Origin of the sequence: Ensifer sp. BR816 (assembly GCF_000378985.1) — a bacterium.
In the GTDB taxonomy this organism is placed as follows: Bacteria; Pseudomonadota; Alphaproteobacteria; order Rhizobiales; family Rhizobiaceae; genus Sinorhizobium.
This window is the reverse complement of the sequence record NZ_KB905370.1, coordinates 1,659,979-1,675,222: the sequence shown is the minus strand read 5'-3', so window position 1 is coordinate 1,675,222 and position 15,244 is coordinate 1,659,979. Positions and strand designations below refer to the sequence as shown.

14 protein-coding genes and 2 pseudogenes are annotated in these 15,244 nt (G+C 63.7%); 8 read left to right on the top strand and 8 right to left on the bottom strand.

Features of this window, described 5'->3' with window-relative positions:
- Positions 1-17: 17 nt before the first annotated feature.
- Positions 18-1,775, bottom strand: coding sequence for a glucan ABC transporter ATP-binding protein/ permease (locus RHIBR816_RS0108085; RefSeq protein WP_026186757.1), 1,758 nt, complete (start codon positions 1,773-1,775; stop codon positions 18-20).
- A 368-nt stretch (positions 1,776-2,143) separates the two neighbouring features.
- Between RHIBR816_RS0108085 and RHIBR816_RS33800 the strand changes: the two are divergent.
- The 3 genes and pseudogenes from RHIBR816_RS33800 to RHIBR816_RS0108070 all read left to right on the top strand — a co-directional run.
- Positions 2,144-2,440, top strand: a pseudogene (locus RHIBR816_RS33800) (autoinducer binding domain-containing protein); the annotation flags it as partial.
- Between the two features lie 132 nt (positions 2,441-2,572).
- Positions 2,573-6,031, top strand: a complete 3,459-nt coding sequence (pyc, locus tag RHIBR816_RS0108075; protein ID WP_018236023.1) for a pyruvate carboxylase — start codon at positions 2,573-2,575, stop codon at positions 6,029-6,031.
- Between the two features lie 93 nt (positions 6,032-6,124).
- Entirely contained in the window at positions 6,125-6,403 is a 279-nt protein-coding gene (locus tag RHIBR816_RS0108070; RefSeq protein ID WP_018236022.1) for a hypothetical protein, read from the top strand.
- Positions 6,404-6,417: 14 nt separating this feature from the next.
- Here the strand turns inward: RHIBR816_RS0108070 and RHIBR816_RS33795 are convergent, their stop codons facing one another.
- The 4 genes from RHIBR816_RS33795 to RHIBR816_RS0108050 all read right to left on the bottom strand — a co-directional run bounded on the left by RHIBR816_RS33795 (position 6,418) and on the right by RHIBR816_RS0108050 (position 9,389).
- A complete protein-coding gene (locus tag RHIBR816_RS33795; protein ID WP_018236021.1) occupies positions 6,418-6,717 on the bottom strand; it encodes a hypothetical protein in 300 nt (99 codons plus the stop codon).
- A gap of 113 nt (positions 6,718-6,830) precedes the next feature.
- Positions 6,831-7,592, bottom strand: coding sequence for an amino acid ABC transporter ATP-binding protein (locus RHIBR816_RS0108060; RefSeq protein WP_018236020.1), 762 nt, complete (start codon positions 7,590-7,592; stop codon positions 6,831-6,833).
- Positions 7,589-8,269 carry an ABC transporter permease subunit gene (locus RHIBR816_RS0108055; protein ID WP_018236019.1) on the bottom strand — a complete coding sequence of 227 codons (681 nt, stop codon included), beginning with the start codon at positions 8,267-8,269 and terminating at the stop codon, positions 7,589-7,591. Before RHIBR816_RS0108055 ends, RHIBR816_RS0108060 begins: the two co-directional genes overlap by 4 nt.
- A 346-nt stretch (positions 8,270-8,615) precedes the next feature.
- A complete protein-coding gene (locus tag RHIBR816_RS0108050) occupies positions 8,616-9,389 on the bottom strand; it encodes an amino acid ABC transporter substrate-binding protein (protein WP_018236018.1) in 774 nt (257 codons plus the stop codon).
- Positions 9,390-9,657: 268 nt separating this feature from the next.
- Here RHIBR816_RS0108050 and RHIBR816_RS0108045 point away from each other — a divergent pair, with 268 nt between their 5' ends.
- Genes RHIBR816_RS0108045 through RHIBR816_RS0108035 form a run of 3 tightly spaced genes read left to right on the top strand, consistent with a single transcriptional unit; the run spans position 9,658 to position 12,053 of the window.
- Positions 9,658-10,440 carry a DeoR/GlpR family DNA-binding transcription regulator gene (locus RHIBR816_RS0108045; protein WP_018236017.1) on the top strand — a complete coding sequence of 261 codons (783 nt, stop codon included), beginning with the start codon at positions 9,658-9,660 and terminating at the stop codon, positions 10,438-10,440.
- Positions 10,437-10,823, top strand: coding sequence for a VOC family protein (locus tag RHIBR816_RS0108040; RefSeq protein ID WP_018236016.1), 387 nt, complete (start codon positions 10,437-10,439; stop codon positions 10,821-10,823). The genes RHIBR816_RS0108045 and RHIBR816_RS0108040 overlap by 4 nt, the downstream gene beginning before the upstream one ends.
- A gap of 33 nt (positions 10,824-10,856) precedes the next feature.
- Positions 10,857-12,053, top strand: a complete 1,197-nt coding sequence (locus RHIBR816_RS0108035; RefSeq protein WP_018236015.1) for an MFS transporter — start codon at positions 10,857-10,859, stop codon at positions 12,051-12,053.
- Positions 12,054-12,199: 146 nt separating this feature from the next.
- Here RHIBR816_RS0108035 and RHIBR816_RS0108030 read toward each other — a convergent pair whose 3' ends face one another.
- The gene (locus tag RHIBR816_RS0108030) at positions 12,200-12,406 is read right to left on the bottom strand and encodes a DUF1737 domain-containing protein (RefSeq protein WP_018236014.1); all 207 of its coding nucleotides are present in this window, start codon (positions 12,404-12,406) and stop codon (positions 12,200-12,202) included.
- The gene (locus RHIBR816_RS0108025) at positions 12,403-13,308 is read right to left on the bottom strand and encodes a CoA ester lyase (protein WP_018236013.1); all 906 of its coding nucleotides are present in this window, start codon (positions 13,306-13,308) and stop codon (positions 12,403-12,405) included. The genes RHIBR816_RS0108030 and RHIBR816_RS0108025 overlap by 4 nt, the downstream gene beginning before the upstream one ends.
- A gap of 102 nt (positions 13,309-13,410) precedes the next feature.
- On the opposite strand from RHIBR816_RS0108025, the gene RHIBR816_RS0108020 reads away from it, so the two are divergent.
- Entirely contained in the window at positions 13,411-13,653 is a 243-nt protein-coding gene (locus tag RHIBR816_RS0108020) for a hypothetical protein (RefSeq protein ID WP_018236012.1), read from the top strand.
- Between the two features lie 13 nt (positions 13,654-13,666).
- Here the strand turns inward: RHIBR816_RS0108020 and RHIBR816_RS35700 are convergent.
- Positions 13,667-14,421: pseudogene (locus RHIBR816_RS35700) on the bottom strand (IS5 family transposase).
- A 217-nt stretch (positions 14,422-14,638) separates the two neighbouring features.
- Between RHIBR816_RS35700 and leuD the strand changes: the two are divergent.
- The gene (gene leuD / locus RHIBR816_RS0108005; RefSeq protein ID WP_018236009.1) at positions 14,639-15,244 is read left to right on the top strand and encodes a 3-isopropylmalate dehydratase small subunit; all 606 of its coding nucleotides are present in this window, start codon (positions 14,639-14,641) and stop codon (positions 15,242-15,244) included.

Here is a 15,244-nt window from a genome sequence, read left to right as displayed (position 1 = left end):
TCGCAGGGGAGGTGGCGTCACGCCGCCGTGAGGCTCTTGCGGACATCCTCGTCCGTCAGGATCCCGCTGGCGCGCAGCAGTGCGGCGAAGCGGCCGTTGCTGTGGCTGAGCTCGTTGAAGCCACCCATCTCGACGATCCGGCCGTGATCCATGAAGATCACCAGGTCCGCCTCGCGCACCGTCGACAGCCGGTGGGCGATGATGAAGGTGGTGCGGTCCTTGCGCAGCGCATCGATTGCATCCTTGACACGTGCCTCGGTCTCGACGTCGAGCGCGCTGGTCGCCTCGTCGAGCACCAGGATCGGCGCGTTCTTGAGGATGGCGCGGGCAATCGCGATCCGCTGGCGTTCGCCGCCCGAGAGCCGGTTGCCGCGTTCGCCGACGAGCGTGTCGTAGCCGTTGAGGCGGCCCTCGATGAAGTCGCTTGCGGCGGCCGCTTCGGCAGCGGCCATGACCTCTTCGAGCGAGGCGTCCTCGCGGCCGAGCCGGATGTTGTCGCCGATCGAGCGGTTCATCAGGCCGGCGTCCTGGAAGACGGTGGCGATCGACCGGCGCAGCGACTTGCGCGTCACCGTCGAGATATCGACGCCGTCGACCAGGATCTGGCCGTGTTTCGGCTCGTGGACACGCTGCAGCAGGTTGACGAGCGTCGTCTTGCCGGCGCCGGTCGGGCCGACGATGGCGATCGTCTGGCCGGCCTTCGCCGTAAAGGACACATTGCGCACGCCCTGGGCGGAGTTGGCGAAGTCGAAGGAGACGTCGCGGAACTCGACTTCACCCACGACGCCGGTGAGCTCCCCGGCGCCGGCCGGCTCATCGCGTTCGCGGACCGAATCTTCGAGCTGGTAGAAGTCCTGAAGCTTGGCGCGTGCCTCGAAGATCTGTGTCGCGAAGGCTTTCATCTGGTCGAGACGGCCGATCAGCAGATTGGCGAAGCCGATGAACGCGATGACCTCGCCGACGCCGAGCTCGCCGCGCTGCACCAGGATCGTGCCGATAACGAGGATCGTCATCATCGAGATGGTCGAGGCGATGCGGTTGAGCGCGCTCGCCAAGGCCCACCAGTCGAGCACCGGGTACTGCGCCGAGAGAAGCCGTTCGGCGAACTTCTTCAGTTCGCGCGTTTCCGCTTCGATGCGGTTGTAGCTGTGAACCACCGAAACGTTGCTGATCGAGTCGGAGACGTGCGAGAAGACCGTGTGATAGTGGTTCTCGACCGAGGCCTGGCCGTCCTTCGTACGGTTCATCACGACCTTGCTGATCACCACATAGGCGGCGCCGAGCACGACGAGGACCATCGACAGGCGGAAATCCATGACGAAGGCGGTCGGCACCAGCAGGACGAGCGCCACGGCGGTCGCGAGATGCTGCCGCATGAATTCGAGCCAGAGGCCGAACAGGGTCTCGCAGGCGCGCAGCAGCGTGTGCAGCGCATTGGAGGTGCCGCGGTGGCTATGCCAGGAAAGCGGCATGGAGACGATCCGGCCGAAGGCCTCGGTCAGCAGCGTTGCGCGACGACCATGCGCAAGACGGTCGGCCTCGCGGGAAACGAGCACGAAGGCGAGGGTGTTGAAGACACCGAAGCCGGCCCACATGAGCAGCATCGGCGCGACTTCCTTCTGCGACGAGATCGCGTCGATGATGCGGCCGAAGAGGATCGGCTCGGCAATGGTGATCACAGCCAGGACGATATTGGCGATGACGATCGCCCCGACACGAAACTTGTGGACAGCAAGATACTGAAGCGCTCTTGCATACACCTGGAATAAAGACACTGTCTCACCCCTTCTGGGCATCGGATTTTTCTGCCGCAACAGCAATGCGGCAATGCGTTGCGCCCCCGGCGGTCAACGCAGGATTGCCCTGCAAAGCCGACGAAGCCGCGCGAGACGGTCCTTCAGAAAAACCTGCGGAAAACGCGAAGCGGGCAAATCAGACGGCTTGATCATCCGGTTCCAAGGGAGGATTTGGTGGACGATCCATCGTTCGCTATCTCTTGCCACACTCCGATTTTTGCGGGTTTCGTACAGGACCGGGCGTGATAGAAGGGATTATCGCGGTTGCAACATGAATGGCTTCTGAACGGCGCGTTCATGGAAGGCTTCGCAAGCGCTCGCTGTCCGTTCTGACCCGTAGGTGTTCCATGAATATAACGTTGCTCGTACAGTTTCTGGCGCTTCTGGAAGAGATGAAGACGCGCGAGGAGATCCTGCCCGAGTTCGAACGGCTGCTCGATCGCTGCGGCTTCGATTTCTACGGCGTGGTGCGCCAGCCCAAACCGCACGAGAACCCATTGAGGCTGTTGCTCGCCGGGCGTTGGCCCGAGGGCTGGCCGCAGATCTACATCCGCAAGAAATATGTCGTCATCGACCCGACCATCCGCTATCTCGGCCACGCCCAGCGCGGCTTCCGCTGGCGCGACACGCTCGTCGCCTTCCGCCTGGGGCTGATCTCCTGACCCAATGGGTTATGGCCCATGTCGCATCTGAAATTGCATCTCATTCCTTGACTCGCTAATAGTTCTTTTCGCGGGTGCAGCATTCCCGCGTTCCAAGTCTATGAGGAGTCCGACTTGTCCATCTCGAAGATCCTTGTTGCCAACCGTTCCGAAATCGCCATCCGCGTCTTCCGCGCGGCCAATGAGCTGGGACTTAAAACGGTCGCGATATGGGCTGAGGAGGACAAGCTGGCGCTGCATCGCTTCAAGGCCGACGAGAGCTATCAGATCGGCCGCGGCCCGCACCTTTCCCGCGATCTCGGGCCGATCGAAAGCTACCTTGCGATCGACGAGGTGATCCGCGTCGCCAAGCTGTCCGGCGCCGACGCAATCCACCCGGGCTACGGGCTGCTGTCGGAAAGCCCGGAATTCGTCGATGCCTGCGATGCCGCCGGCATCACCTTCATCGGTCCCCGGCCGCAGACCATGCGTCAGCTCGGCAACAAGGTCGCCGCGCGCAACCTCGCCATTTCCGTCGGCGTGCCGGTCGTGCCGGCCACCGATCCGTTGCCGGACGATGAGGCGGAAATCCATCGGCTCGCCGACGCGATCGGCTATCCGGTGATGCTGAAGGCCTCCTGGGGCGGCGGCGGCCGCGGCATGCGGGCGATCCGCGACCCGAAGGACCTGATCCGCGAGGTGACCGAGGCGAAGCGCGAGGCGAAGGCCGCCTTCGGCAAGGACGAGGTCTATCTGGAAAAGCTCGTCGAGCGGGCCCGCCACGTCGAAAGCCAGATCCTTGGCGACACGCACGGCAATGTCGTACATCTGTTCGAGCGCGACTGCTCGATCCAGCGGCGCAACCAGAAGGTCGTCGAGCGCGCCCCGGCGCCCTATCTCAGCGACGCACAGCGCCAGGAGCTCGCCGCCTATTCGCTGAAGATCGCCGAGGCGACCAACTATATCGGCGCCGGCACGGTCGAGTATCTGATGGATGCCGACACCGGCAAATTCTACTTCATCGAGGTCAATCCGCGCATCCAGGTCGAGCACACGGTGACCGAAGTGGTCACCGGCATCGACATCGTCAAGGCGCAGATCCACATCCTCGACGGCTTTGCCATCGGCACGCCGGAATCGGGCGTGCCGAAGCAGGAAGACATCCGCCTCAACGGGCATGCGCTGCAATGCCGCATCACCACCGAAGACCCGGAGCAGAACTTCATTCCGGACTATGGCCGCATCACCGCCTATCGCGGCGCCACCGGCTTCGGCATCCGGCTGGACGGCGGCACCGCCTATTCCGGCGCGGTGATCACCCGCTACTACGATCCGCTTCTGGAAAAGGTGACCGCCTGGGCGCCGAACCCGCAGGAGGCGATAACGCGGATGAACCGGGCGCTCAGAGAATTCCGCATCCGCGGCGTCGCGACCAACCTGACCTTCCTCGAGGCGATCATCGGCCACCCGAAGTTCAAGGACAACAGCTACACGACCCGCTTCATCGACACGACGCCGGAGCTGTTCCAGCAGGTCAAGCGCCAGGACCGCGCCACCAAGCTCTTGACCTATCTCGCCGACGTCACCGTCAACGGCCATCCGGAGGCGAAGGGCCGGCCGAAGCCCAACGACGACATCGCCGCCCCGGTCGTACCGTTCATCAATGGCGAGGCCAAGCCCGGCACCAAGCAGAAACTCGACGAGCTCGGGCCGAAGAAATTCGCCGAATGGGTCAAGGCGCAGCCGCAGGTGCTGATCACCGATACGACCATGCGCGACGGCCATCAGTCGCTGCTCGCCACCCGCATGCGCACCTATGACATCGCCCGGATCGCCGGCACCTATGCGCGGGCGCTGCCCAATTTGTTTTCGCTCGAATGCTGGGGCGGCGCCACCTTCGACGTGTCGATGCGCTTCCTGACAGAGGACCCGTGGGAGCGGCTGGCGATGGTGCGCGAGGGCGCGCCGAACCTGCTCTTGCAGATGCTGCTGCGCGGCGCCAACGGCGTCGGCTACAAGAACTATCCGGACAATGTCGTCAAATACTTCGTCCGCCAGGCGGCCAAGGGCGGCATCGACGTCTTCCGCGTCTTCGACTGCCTGAACTGGGTCGACAACATGCGGGTGTCGATGGACGCGGTCGCCGAGGAGAACCGCATCTGCGAGGCGGCGATCTGCTATACCGGCGACATCCTGAATGCCGCCCGGCCGAAATACGACCTCAAATACTATACCGCGCTCGCCGCCGAACTGGAGAAGGCCGGCGCCCATATCATCGCCGTCAAGGACATGGCGGGGCTCCTGAAGCCGGCCGCGGCGCGGGTGCTGTTCAAGGCACTGAAGGACGCGACCGACCTGCCGATCCATTTCCACACGCACGACACGTCGGGCATTGCCGCGGCGACGGTGCTGGCCGCGGTCGAATCCGGCGCCGATATCGTCGATGCGGCGATGGACTCGCTCTCCGGCAACACCTCGCAGCCCTGCCTCGGCTCGATCGTCGAGGCGCTGTCCGGTTCCGAGCGCGACCCCGGCCTGAACCCGGAATGGATCCGCCGCATCTCCTTCTACTGGGAAGCGGTGCGCCACCAGTATGCGGCCTTCGAGAGCGACCTCAAGGGGCCGGCCTCCGAAGTCTACCTGCACGAAATGCCGGGCGGCCAGTTCACCAACCTCAAGGAACAGGCGCGCTCGCTCGGCCTCGAGACCCGCTGGCACGAGGTGGCGCAGGCCTATGCCGACGCCAACCAGATGTTCGGCGACATCGTCAAGGTGACGCCGTCGTCGAAGGTGGTCGGCGACATGGCGCTGATGATGGTCTCCCAGGACCTGACGGTTGCCGACGTCGAAAACCCGGCCAAGGACATCGCCTTCCCGGATTCGGTCGTGCAGATGCTGAAGGGCGATCTCGGCCAGCCCCCGGGCGGCTGGCCGGCGGCCTTGCAGAAGAAGGCGCTGAAGGGCGAATCGGCCTATACGGCCGTGCCGGGCTCGCTGCTGCCGCCCGCCGATCTCGACCAGGAGCGGAAAACCATTGAGGAGAAGCTCGGCCGCAAGGTCGACGACTTCGAGTTCGCCTCCTACCTGATGTATCCGAAGGTGTTCACCGACTATGCGCTGGCCGCCGAGACCTATGGCCCGGTCTCCGTGCTGCCGACGCCCGCCTATTTCTACGGCATGGCGCCGGGCGAGGAGCTGTTCGCCGACATCGAGAAGGGCAAGACGCTCGTCATCCTCAACCAGACGCAGGGCGAGATCGACGAGAAGGGCATGGTCAAGGTGTTCTTCGAGCTGAACGGCCAGCCGCGGCCGATCAAGGTGCCGGACCGCAACCGCGGCGCTTCCGCCGCCATCCGCCGCAAGGCCGAAGCCGGCAACGCCGCCCATCTCGGCGCGCCGATGCCGGGCGTCATCTCGACCGTCGCCGTTCATCCCGGCCAGCCGGTCAAGGCCGGCGACGTGCTGCTCTCCATCGAGGCGATGAAGATGGAGACGGCGCTGCACGCCGAGAAGGACGGCACGATCGCCGAGGTGCTGGTCCGGGCCGGCGACCAGATCGATGCGAAGGATCTGCTGGTGGTGTTTGGGGCGTGATGCTCTCGTGGGGCCACATGGGGCCGGCCGGATTAGTCCCGGCCGGCTCCTGAACGCAGGCTGTTGTCAGATTTCGTGCGAACTGGAGCCAAGATGGCACTTCTGCTCACATTGGCCGGACCTCTTATTGTCTTGTCGGCTGCGGTAATTGGCCTGAGTTTCGGCATGAGACCGCTGACCGGCGCTCTGATCGCATGCTTCGGTTTACTCGCTGGTGCTGTCAGCTTGTACATCGGGGTCGATCATTCTTGCACAATAGCTGAGAACGAGTGCCTCGGAGCCAGCGGCACCGCACTTGTCGTCGGGCTGGTTTGGTTGATGGCAACGATACTTTTCGCGATCAAGCTTCACAAAAGCGCTCGGGTATCATAGCTGCGCGCGGCGCGTTAATCGAGAGACCCAACGCCATTTGCCACGAATACGGGTAGGGCTTTCGACGCCGCAGCTACGACCTGCATCCACTCGAGTTTACTGAGGTATTCAGCATCGCTCAGCTCCAGCCCATACTTCTCGAACACGCGGTCGATCGCGGCAATGATCGAGCGTATCCCTTCCGCCTCGCGGTGATCATAGAGAAACACCCCGATGGTGGATTCGGGATCGCTGGCTAGCTCGGTGTCGTCATAGAGAAAGTGAATTGTGTAATCCAATTCATCGTAGCGGGTGACGTTCGATAGACCTGCCAATTTTCTCGCTGATACTGGTAATCGGCCAAACCTCTTAAGTAAGAAATAAGTTCTGCCCTCATTGTGGGGTATTCGAGTGAAGTCACGGCTCGTTCCATTGGCTCCGATTTACCTCAAATGTCATAGCTCATCGGCGCGCTGAGCGAGGCTATGAACCTTTTCGTCCGCTCACGCTCCGGCACGGAAAAAATCTTCCGCGGCGGGCCGCTTTCGACGACGACACCGCCGTCGAGGAAGACCACGTGGTCGGCGACGCGGGAGGCGAGGCGCAGGTCGTGGGTGGCCATGATCATCGTGGTGCCTTCGCGGGCGAGCCGGCTCAGGACTTCCACCACTTCTTCTGCCAGCTCCGGGTCGAGCGCCGAGGTCGGCTCGTCGCAGAGGAGCACGCGTGGGGACGGTGCAAGGGCGCGGGCAATCGCCACGCGCTGCTGCTGGCCGCCGGAAAGCGTGGCCGGCCAGGCGTCCGCCTTGTGGGCCATGCCGACCTTCTCCAGGAGTTCGAGTGCGCGGGCGCGGGCGCGGTCGGCCGGCCATCTGAGGACGGTCACCAGGCCTTCCATGACGTTGCCGAGGGCCGTCTGGTGCGGGAAAAGCTGGAAGTTCTGGAACACCATGCCAGTCTGGCGGCGGAGCCGCTGGATCGCTTGCCAGCCGACCTTGCGGCCGGGAGCGAATTCCAGGCGCTCGTCGCCGAGGCGGATCGCGCCGCTGGTCGGGACCTCCAACAGGTTGACGCAGCGCAGGAGCGTGCTCTTGCCGCCGCCTGAGGGGCCGACAAGGGCAGTCACCGTGCCCTCCGCCAGGCTGACGTTGATGTCGTTCAGGACCGTGTTGGTACCGAAGCGCTTGACGATATGCTCGAGCTCGATCATGCGCGCGCCTCCAGGAAGCCGCCATAGCGGGCGAAGCGTTTCTCCAGTCTGACCTGCAGGGCCGAAAGCACGGAGCTCATGGCAAGGTAGATCAGCGCCGCCTCGATGTAGAGGATCAGCGGCTCGTAGGTGGTGGCGACGATGCGCTGCGCCGTCTGGAAGAGTTCGGGCACGGTGATCGCCGCGGCGAGCGAGGTGTCCTTGACCAGCGAGATGAAGGTATTCGAGAGCGGCGGCACGGCGACACGGCCCGCTTGCGGCAGGATGGTGCGGCGCATCGCCTGGCTCCAGCTCATGCCGATCGAATAGGCTGCCTCCCATTGGCCGCGCGGCACGGAGGAAATCACTGCGCGAATGATCTCGGAGGTATAGGCGCCGATATTCAGCGTGAAGCCGATCAGCGCGGCCGGAAAGGCGTCGAGCAGGATGCCCATGCTGGGCAGGCCGTAGAAGATGACGAAGAGCTGGACGAGCAGCGGCGTGCCGCGGATCACCCAGACATAGAAGCGCGCCACGGCGACGAAGGGAGCCGGCGCGAAAAGCCTGACGATGGCGGTGACAAGGCCGAGCAACAGGCCGAGGATGAAAGAAAGCAGGGTCAGCGGCACCGTGAAGATCAAGCCGGCCCAGAGCAGGGTCGGCAGCGATTCCGCCATGAGGTTCAGCCAGTTGGGCAAGGGAAAACCTTTCAAAATGCGCGGATCCGCTCCGGGAACGGAACGGATCGTAGTTCATGGAGCATGGTCGGGAAAGGTGGGACGACCGCGTCCCATGCAACCGTTCCGTCAGAACCCCTCCCGGCCCTTCGGGTCACCCTCCCCACAAGGGGCCCACAAGGGGGAGGGATGGGAGGCTTCCGAATCCTGCGCCCGTCTCGCGACGCTTTGCCTGTCGCACTGGCCTACGGCTCTGGACCTTGTTTAGGATGCGCAGGCTTCCTGTGGAGCTCGGCGCCGAGGCAAGTTAGCCCTCCCACTTGTGGGGAGGGTTGGGAGGGGTCAGTCGCCGGTCGCCCCCCCTCGCTTACTTCGAGACGTCGGCGCCGAAATATTTCTGCGAGATCTTCTCGTAGGTGCCATCGGCCTTGATCTCTTCAAGCGCCTTGTTGATGGCTGCGAGCAGTTCCGGCTCGCCCTTGCGAAGGATGATGCCGGAATAGTCGGCATCGGCCTGCTCTGCCGCGATCTTCACGGGGGCGTCCGGCTTCTGCTTCTTGAAGTCGAGGAAGGACAGGCTGTCGTTGATGGTCGCGTCGGCGCGGCCGGTCAAGACGAGCTGGATCGACTGGTCGAAGCCGTCGGTGCCGACGAGTTCGGCGCCCGAGGCTTGCGCAAGCTTGCCGAAGTTGCTGGTCAGCGACTGGGCCGACTTCTTGCCCTTCAAGTCGGCGAAGCCCTTGATCTCCTCGTTGTCGGCCTTGACGATCAGCACCGCCTTGGACGCGATATAGGGCTCGGAGAAGTCGTATTTCTTCCTGCGTTCCTCGGTGATGCCGACCTGATTGATGACGGTGTCGTAGCGGTTGGCGTCGAGGCCGGCGATCAGGCCGTCCCACTTGCCTTCGAGGAACTCGGCCTTGACGCCGAGGCGCTCGGCGAGCGCCTGGCCGATCTCGACGTCGAAGCCGACGAGCGTGCCGTTCGCATCATGATAGGTGAAGGGGGCATAGGTGCCCTCGGTGCCGATCTTCAGCACGCCGGCCGATTTGATCTCATCGAGGTTCGCCCCGGCCTCGGCCGGCGCAAAGGCGGCAATTTGCAGGAGAGTGGCGGCGAAAAGTGTCGGAAGGAATTTCATTGTGTTGTTTCCATCTTTCTGTTCTCCGGCCCGTCATCCGGATTGTGGTCAGCCTCGCACAAATTGCGAGCCGCCTGAGCGCATAAAAGACCAATTCTCGGCTGTTTCGATAGAATATTTTCTCAAGCGGGCCGCACCCCATCGAAACGGCCGCAATCAAAACAGGCAACCTGCGGACCTGTTCCAGATTATCCAAGGTTGAACTCGCACGGCAACGGTGGTATTCACGTTTCTATCGATTAATGCACGTTTATGCACGATTGGGAAAATGTCGACCGAACTGTTGCTGCGCGAAAGAAAATCGCTGATCCAGGATCGGCTGAAGACCGAGGGCCGTGTTCTCGCCGCCGATCTGGCGCGCGAGCTCAACGTCTCCGAAGACACGATCCGGCGCGACCTGCGCGAAATGGCTGCGGCGGGCCTCTGCGAGCGCGTCTATGGCGGCGCCCTGCCGCTTGCGCCGGATGCGGGCTCGCTCAGCGAGCGGGCCGCGCTCGCCCCGGAGCGCAAGGCGGCCCTGGCGCGGGCATCGATCGGCTTCATTCAGCACGGCATGACGGTGTTTCTCGATGCCGGTTCAACCAACCTCGCAATCGCGCGGACGATCTCTCCGGACCTGTCGGCGACGATCGTCACCAATACGCCGCTGATCGCCTCTGCACTGATGGAGAAGCCGGGCCTCAACCTGATCCTGATCGGCGGCACGCTCGACCGAACCGTCGGCGCTGCGGTCGGGGCCAGGGCGCAGCGCGACGCGGAGTTGCTGCGGCCGGATCTGTGTATTCTCGGAACGTGCGGCGCCGACGCCGAGGCGGGGCTCACGGCCTTCCATCTGGAGGACGCGGAATTCAAGCGGCTGATCGCCGCGCGCAGCCGTTCGGTGCTTGCCGCCGTCACTAGCGACAAGCTCGGTACGGCAGCTCCGCACGCGGTGATCGGCATCGGCTCCGGCTCGACCTTGGTCCTCGAGGCGGGTGCGCCGGAGGGTGAGGTCGCCGCCTTCATCGCGCAAGGCGCGAGCGTCGTCATTGCGGAGGAGCGCGCCGGATGAGCATTGCGCATGTCGCCCTCTGGACCAGAGATCTCGAGCGGATCGCGGCCTTCTGGGTCGAATTCCTCGGCGCCGATGCCGGCTCTGTCTATGAAAGCCGGCGTCGTCCCGGGTTCCGTTCGTGCTTCCTGACCATCGGCGCGGGACCGACGATCGAGGTCATGGAAGGGCCGTGGCTTGAGCCGCACGACGGCGTCATGGTCGAGCGCGCCGGCTACGCCCACATCGCCCTTTCGCTCGGTAGCGGTGAGGCCGTGGACGACATGGCGGCGCGGGCCGGCGAGCAGGGCCAGCTCGTTTCCGGAGCGCGGTGGACCGGGGACGGTTTCTACGAAGCCGTTATCCGCGACCCCGACGGCAATCTCATCGAAATCACCATTTGAGCCGGACGAACCGGCGAACAGGAAGATCAAAAAATGGATCAGCGCGCAGAGGCCGCCCCGAAGACCGCAGTCCGGCAGGGCTACATGTCGAGGAACCGGCTTGCCGTTTCCCTCCTGTTCCTGATGAACGGCTTCGTCACCGGCAGCTGGGCGCCGAAGATCCCGGAATTCAAGGACCGGCTCGGGATAGGCGAGAGCGTGCTCGGCCTCCTGATCCTGGTGTTCGGCATCGGCTCGCTGGTGCTGATGCCGATCGCCGGCGCCTACATTGCCCGCATCGGCTCGCAAAAAGTGGCCAAGGCGACGGCGATCATTCTCTCGCCCCTGCTTCTCGTCCTGACGCTCGTGCCCGATGTCTGGACGGCGGCGATCGGCATGTTCCTGCTCGGCGGCTTCGTCGGCGCCATGGATGTGGCGATGAACGCCAATGCCGTCGAGGTCGAGAAATCGATGCGTCGCGCCATCATGTCCTCCTGCCACGCCTATTGGAGTCTCGGCGGGCTGATCGGCGCCGGGATCGGCGGTGTCCTCATGGCCCGCGTCGGCGTGCTGCCGCATGCCATCCTGGTGACCGGCTTCTGCGCCGCGGTTCTTGCGATTGCCTGGCCGATGATCCTCGCCGATGAGCCGCACCCGGCAGCGGCGAAGGAGAAGTTGCGTCTGCCGATGACGCCGCTGCCCTGGCTGGTGGGGCTGATGGCGCTGTTCTCGATGGTGCCGGAAGGGGCGGTGCTCGACTGGGGCGCGCTTTATCTCCGCAACGAACTCGGCGCCTCGGTCGAGCTATCGGGTTTCGGCTTTGCCGCCTTCTCGGCGACCATGGCGGCGATGCGCTTTGCCGGCGATCATGTGCGCGACCGCTTCGGTGCGATCAAGACGCTGCGCGTTTGCACGCTCACCGCCCTCGTCGGGCTTGTCGTCGCGGGGCTCGCACCCACCGCGTCGCTCGCGATCCTCGGCTTTGCCGTCGCCGGCATCGGCATTTCGAACATGGTGCCGATCGCCTTTTCGGCGGCCGGCAATATGCCGGGCCTGCAGCCGGGTATCGGTCTCGCGGTCGCCACGACCATGGGCTATTCCGGCATGCTGTTCGCGCCGTCGCTGATCGGTTTCATTGCCGAGCACAGCGGCTTCGCGGTGATCTTTGCCTCGGTCCCCGTCCTCTTCATCGTCGTGCTGCTCCTGTCGCATCACGCCGTTCATGCGGATCATGGCAAGGGGGATTCATAGCCTACGAAAGGGCGATTTGCCCCTCATCCGGCCTGCCTGCCACCTTCTCCCGCAAGCGGGCGAAGGAGACTCGCGGCGCCGGCGTGCGGGGAGAGGGTTAGTCCTCGGGTTAAACCCGAGAAGAGGGGCAAATCCACTTACTCGCGTCACTGCTCCGACAGCTTCATGTCCGGAAGATAATCCTTGCCTTCCACCTCTTTCACTACCGCCTGGCCGCATTGCATATGCTGGGTGTCGGCGTTGAAGGCATAGGTCGGCGAGCCGTGCAGGCTCCAACCCTGGTTTAATGCCGCCGTCACCTTATGGCAGAACGAGGCGTCGTCGGGGCCGGTCAGGAATCGGTAGAGTTTCAAGGTTTCGCCCTTCGCTGTTCGATGATCTGCGCTTTCGCGGCAAGTTTCTGCGCCTGGCCGAGATGGAGGCGTTCGACCATGCGGCCGTCGAGATTGATGACGCCCTTCTCGGCATGCTCCGGCCGGGCGAAGGCGGCGATGATCGCGCGCGCTTCGTCAAGTGCTGCCTGGTCGACGCCGAAGCGGCGATTGGCCTCATCGATCTGAGCGGGGTGAATCAGCATCTTGCCGTCATAGCCCATGTCGCGCCCCTGCCGACACTCGGCCGCAAAACCTTGCGGATCGCGGAAATCGTTGTAGACCGCATCGATGACGTCGAGGCCGCTGCCGCGGGCGGCCAGCAGGACCTGCATCAGCCAGGGCACGAGATAGGTGCGGCCGGGAAGGGCGGGAACGCCCGTTTCCTTGCCGAGATCGTTGAGGCCGACGATGAAGCAATCGAGCCGTCCGCCGAAGGTGCGACCCAATTCGGCGATGGCCGGCGCGTTGATGACGCCGCGCGGCGTCTCGATCATCGCCCAGAGCCGCATGGTCTCCGGCGCATCGTTTTCAGAAAGCCAATCGAGGGCGCCTTGAATGTCGGCCGGGCTCTCGACCTTCGGCAGGAGGATTGCATCCGCGCGTACGGCGACTGCGGCGACGAGATCCGCGTCGCTGAAACCCGATTCCGCCACATTGATGCGGATGATCGCTTCGCCGTCCGTCCGGTTCGCGGACAGATGGCGGACAAGGTCGTCGCGGGCTTCCGTCTTGCGTTCGGGCGCTACGGCATCCTCGAGATCGAAGATGACCGCATCCGCGGCAAGGTCCTTGATCTTGGCAAGCGCACGGGCGTTGTCCGCCGGAACGCAAAGCACGGAACGGCGCAGCCGCACGGGATGGTGATCGGTCGCTCGAGTCATGGAATTGGTTGTGCCCGCCTTTCTTGCCTTGCGCAAGGTCGAAGGGTCCTCTTGCAAGCGGTGCCGCGAGCCACCACATGCCTGATAGAAAGGTGACGAAACATGCAAAGCATCCGCTCTGTTCTTTTCACGGCCGCAGCCCTGACCATCGCATTTGCGGCCTTCGTGCTGACCGCCTCGCTTGCCTTGGCGCTCGCCGGTATCGCCGCCGTCGTCGTGATCGGCAGCGCGATCGCCGCAAGGTTCAATGCGAAGCCGATGCCGGCGCGTGCCGGTCCGGCTGCCGGCCAGCAGCGCGAAATGCGGATCTGGAACGACGGGCGCGGCACGATCATCGATCTCTAAGGTCTGGACTCAATCAGGCCCACCAGATGATTGTTGCGGCGAGTTCGACGGCAGCGATGAAGTTTCGAGCGAGCTTGTCGTATCGGGTCGCGATGCGCCGCCAGTCCTTGAGCCTGCAGAACATGCGCTCGACCAGGTTTCGCCGCCTGTAGGCGGCTCGATCGAAGGGATGGATGCGTTTGCGGGTCGGGTTGTTGGGAATGACGGGGATGGTTCCGCGCGCGATCAGGAAGGTGCGCAGCCGATCGGCGTCATAGGCGGTATCGGCCGCGCAGGCGCGCGCTGGCGGCAAGGCCGCCAACAACGGGTCGGCCATGCGTACGTCGCCACGCTGCCCCGGCGTCACTTCGAGCGCGATGGCGCGCCCGAGACTGTCGCAGATCGCGTGGATTTTCGTGGTTCTGCCGCCGCGCGATCGCCCGATCGCCTGCGCTTCCGCCCCCCTTTTGCACCGCTGGCCGCCCGATGCGCCTTGGCGGTGGTGGAATCGATGGCGTGGAAATCCTCATCCGGCGAGATCGTTCGCAGCGCCTGGAACAGACGGTGCCAGACCTTGCGCCGCGACCAGCGGTTCCAACGGTTGTAGACCGTCGTATAGGGACCATAGACGGCCGGACAGTCCCGCCAGCGGCAACCGGATTGCAGCACATGAATGATGCCGCTGAGCACCCGCCGGTCGTCCACCCGCCGTGCGCCCGGCTGATTTTTCGGCAGGCAAGGTTCAATTGCTGCCCATTGGGCATCACTCAACCAGTATTCATGGGCCATGATTCGTCTCCTCCGACGGCGAAGAGAATCATGTTCAAATACAAATTCATAGCTCTGATTGAGTACGGACCTTAGGGCGCTGCGCGTTCAGTTGAATGCGCAGCGGACGCTTTGGAATCGAGCCGGCAGAGCCCGGATGCGCAGATTCTCCTTCATTTCAGCGCAAAACTGATCTAAACGCTCTCCCAACACTTCCGCTGAAATCGAAGGCTAGACCATGGACAAGTTCGTCAAGCTCACCGGCGTCGCTGCGCCCCTGCCCGTCGTCAACATCGACACGGACATGATCATCCCGAAGGATTACCTGAAGACGATCAAGCGCACCGGGCTCGGCACGGGACTTTTCGCCGAGGCCCGCTACAATGAGGACGGCACGGCGAATCCGGATTTCGTCCTCAACAAGCCGGCCTATCAGAACGCCAAGATCCTCGTTGCCGGCGACAACTTCGGCTGTGGCTCCTCGCGCGAGCATGCGCCTTGGGCGCTCCTCGATTTCGGCATCCGCTGCGTCATCTCGACCTCGTTCGCCGACATCTTCTACAACAACTGTTTCAAGAACGGCATCCTGCCGATCGTCGTCAGCCAGGCCGACCTCGACAAACTGATGGACGATGCCAACCGCGGTTCCAACGCCGTCTTGTCTGTCGATCTGGAAGCCCAGGAAATTACCGGCCCGGACGGCGGCTCGATCAAGTTCGAGATCGATGCCTTCAAGCGCCACTGCCTCCTGAATGGCCTCGACGATATCGGCCTGACGCTCGAAAAGGCAGGCGCTATCGACAGCTTCGAGAAGTCGACCGCCGCATCGCGTCCCTGGGCCTGA

Coding starts and splice junctions, on each gene's coding strand:
- RHIBR816_RS0108060 (WP_018236020.1), bottom strand. CDS start 7,592: ATGATCGAGCTCGAGCATATCGTCAAGCGCTTCGGTACCAACACGGTC.
- leuD (WP_018236009.1), top strand. CDS start 14,639: ATGGACAAGTTCGTCAAGCTCACCGGCGTCGCTGCGCCCCTGCCCGTC.
- RHIBR816_RS0108040 (WP_018236016.1), top strand. CDS start 10,437: ATGAGCATTGCGCATGTCGCCCTCTGGACCAGAGATCTCGAGCGGATC.
- RHIBR816_RS0108025 (WP_018236013.1), bottom strand. CDS start 13,308: ATGACTCGAGCGACCGATCACCATCCCGTGCGGCTGCGCCGTTCCGTG.
- RHIBR816_RS0108070 (WP_018236022.1), top strand. CDS start 6,125: ATGGCACTTCTGCTCACATTGGCCGGACCTCTTATTGTCTTGTCGGCT.
- RHIBR816_RS0108050 (WP_018236018.1), bottom strand. CDS start 9,389: ATGAAATTCCTTCCGACACTTTTCGCCGCCACTCTCCTGCAAATTGCC.
- RHIBR816_RS0108020 (WP_018236012.1), top strand. CDS start 13,411: ATGCAAAGCATCCGCTCTGTTCTTTTCACGGCCGCAGCCCTGACCATC.
- RHIBR816_RS0108035 (WP_018236015.1), top strand. CDS start 10,857: ATGGATCAGCGCGCAGAGGCCGCCCCGAAGACCGCAGTCCGGCAGGGC.
- RHIBR816_RS0108045 (WP_018236017.1), top strand. CDS start 9,658: ATGTCGACCGAACTGTTGCTGCGCGAAAGAAAATCGCTGATCCAGGAT.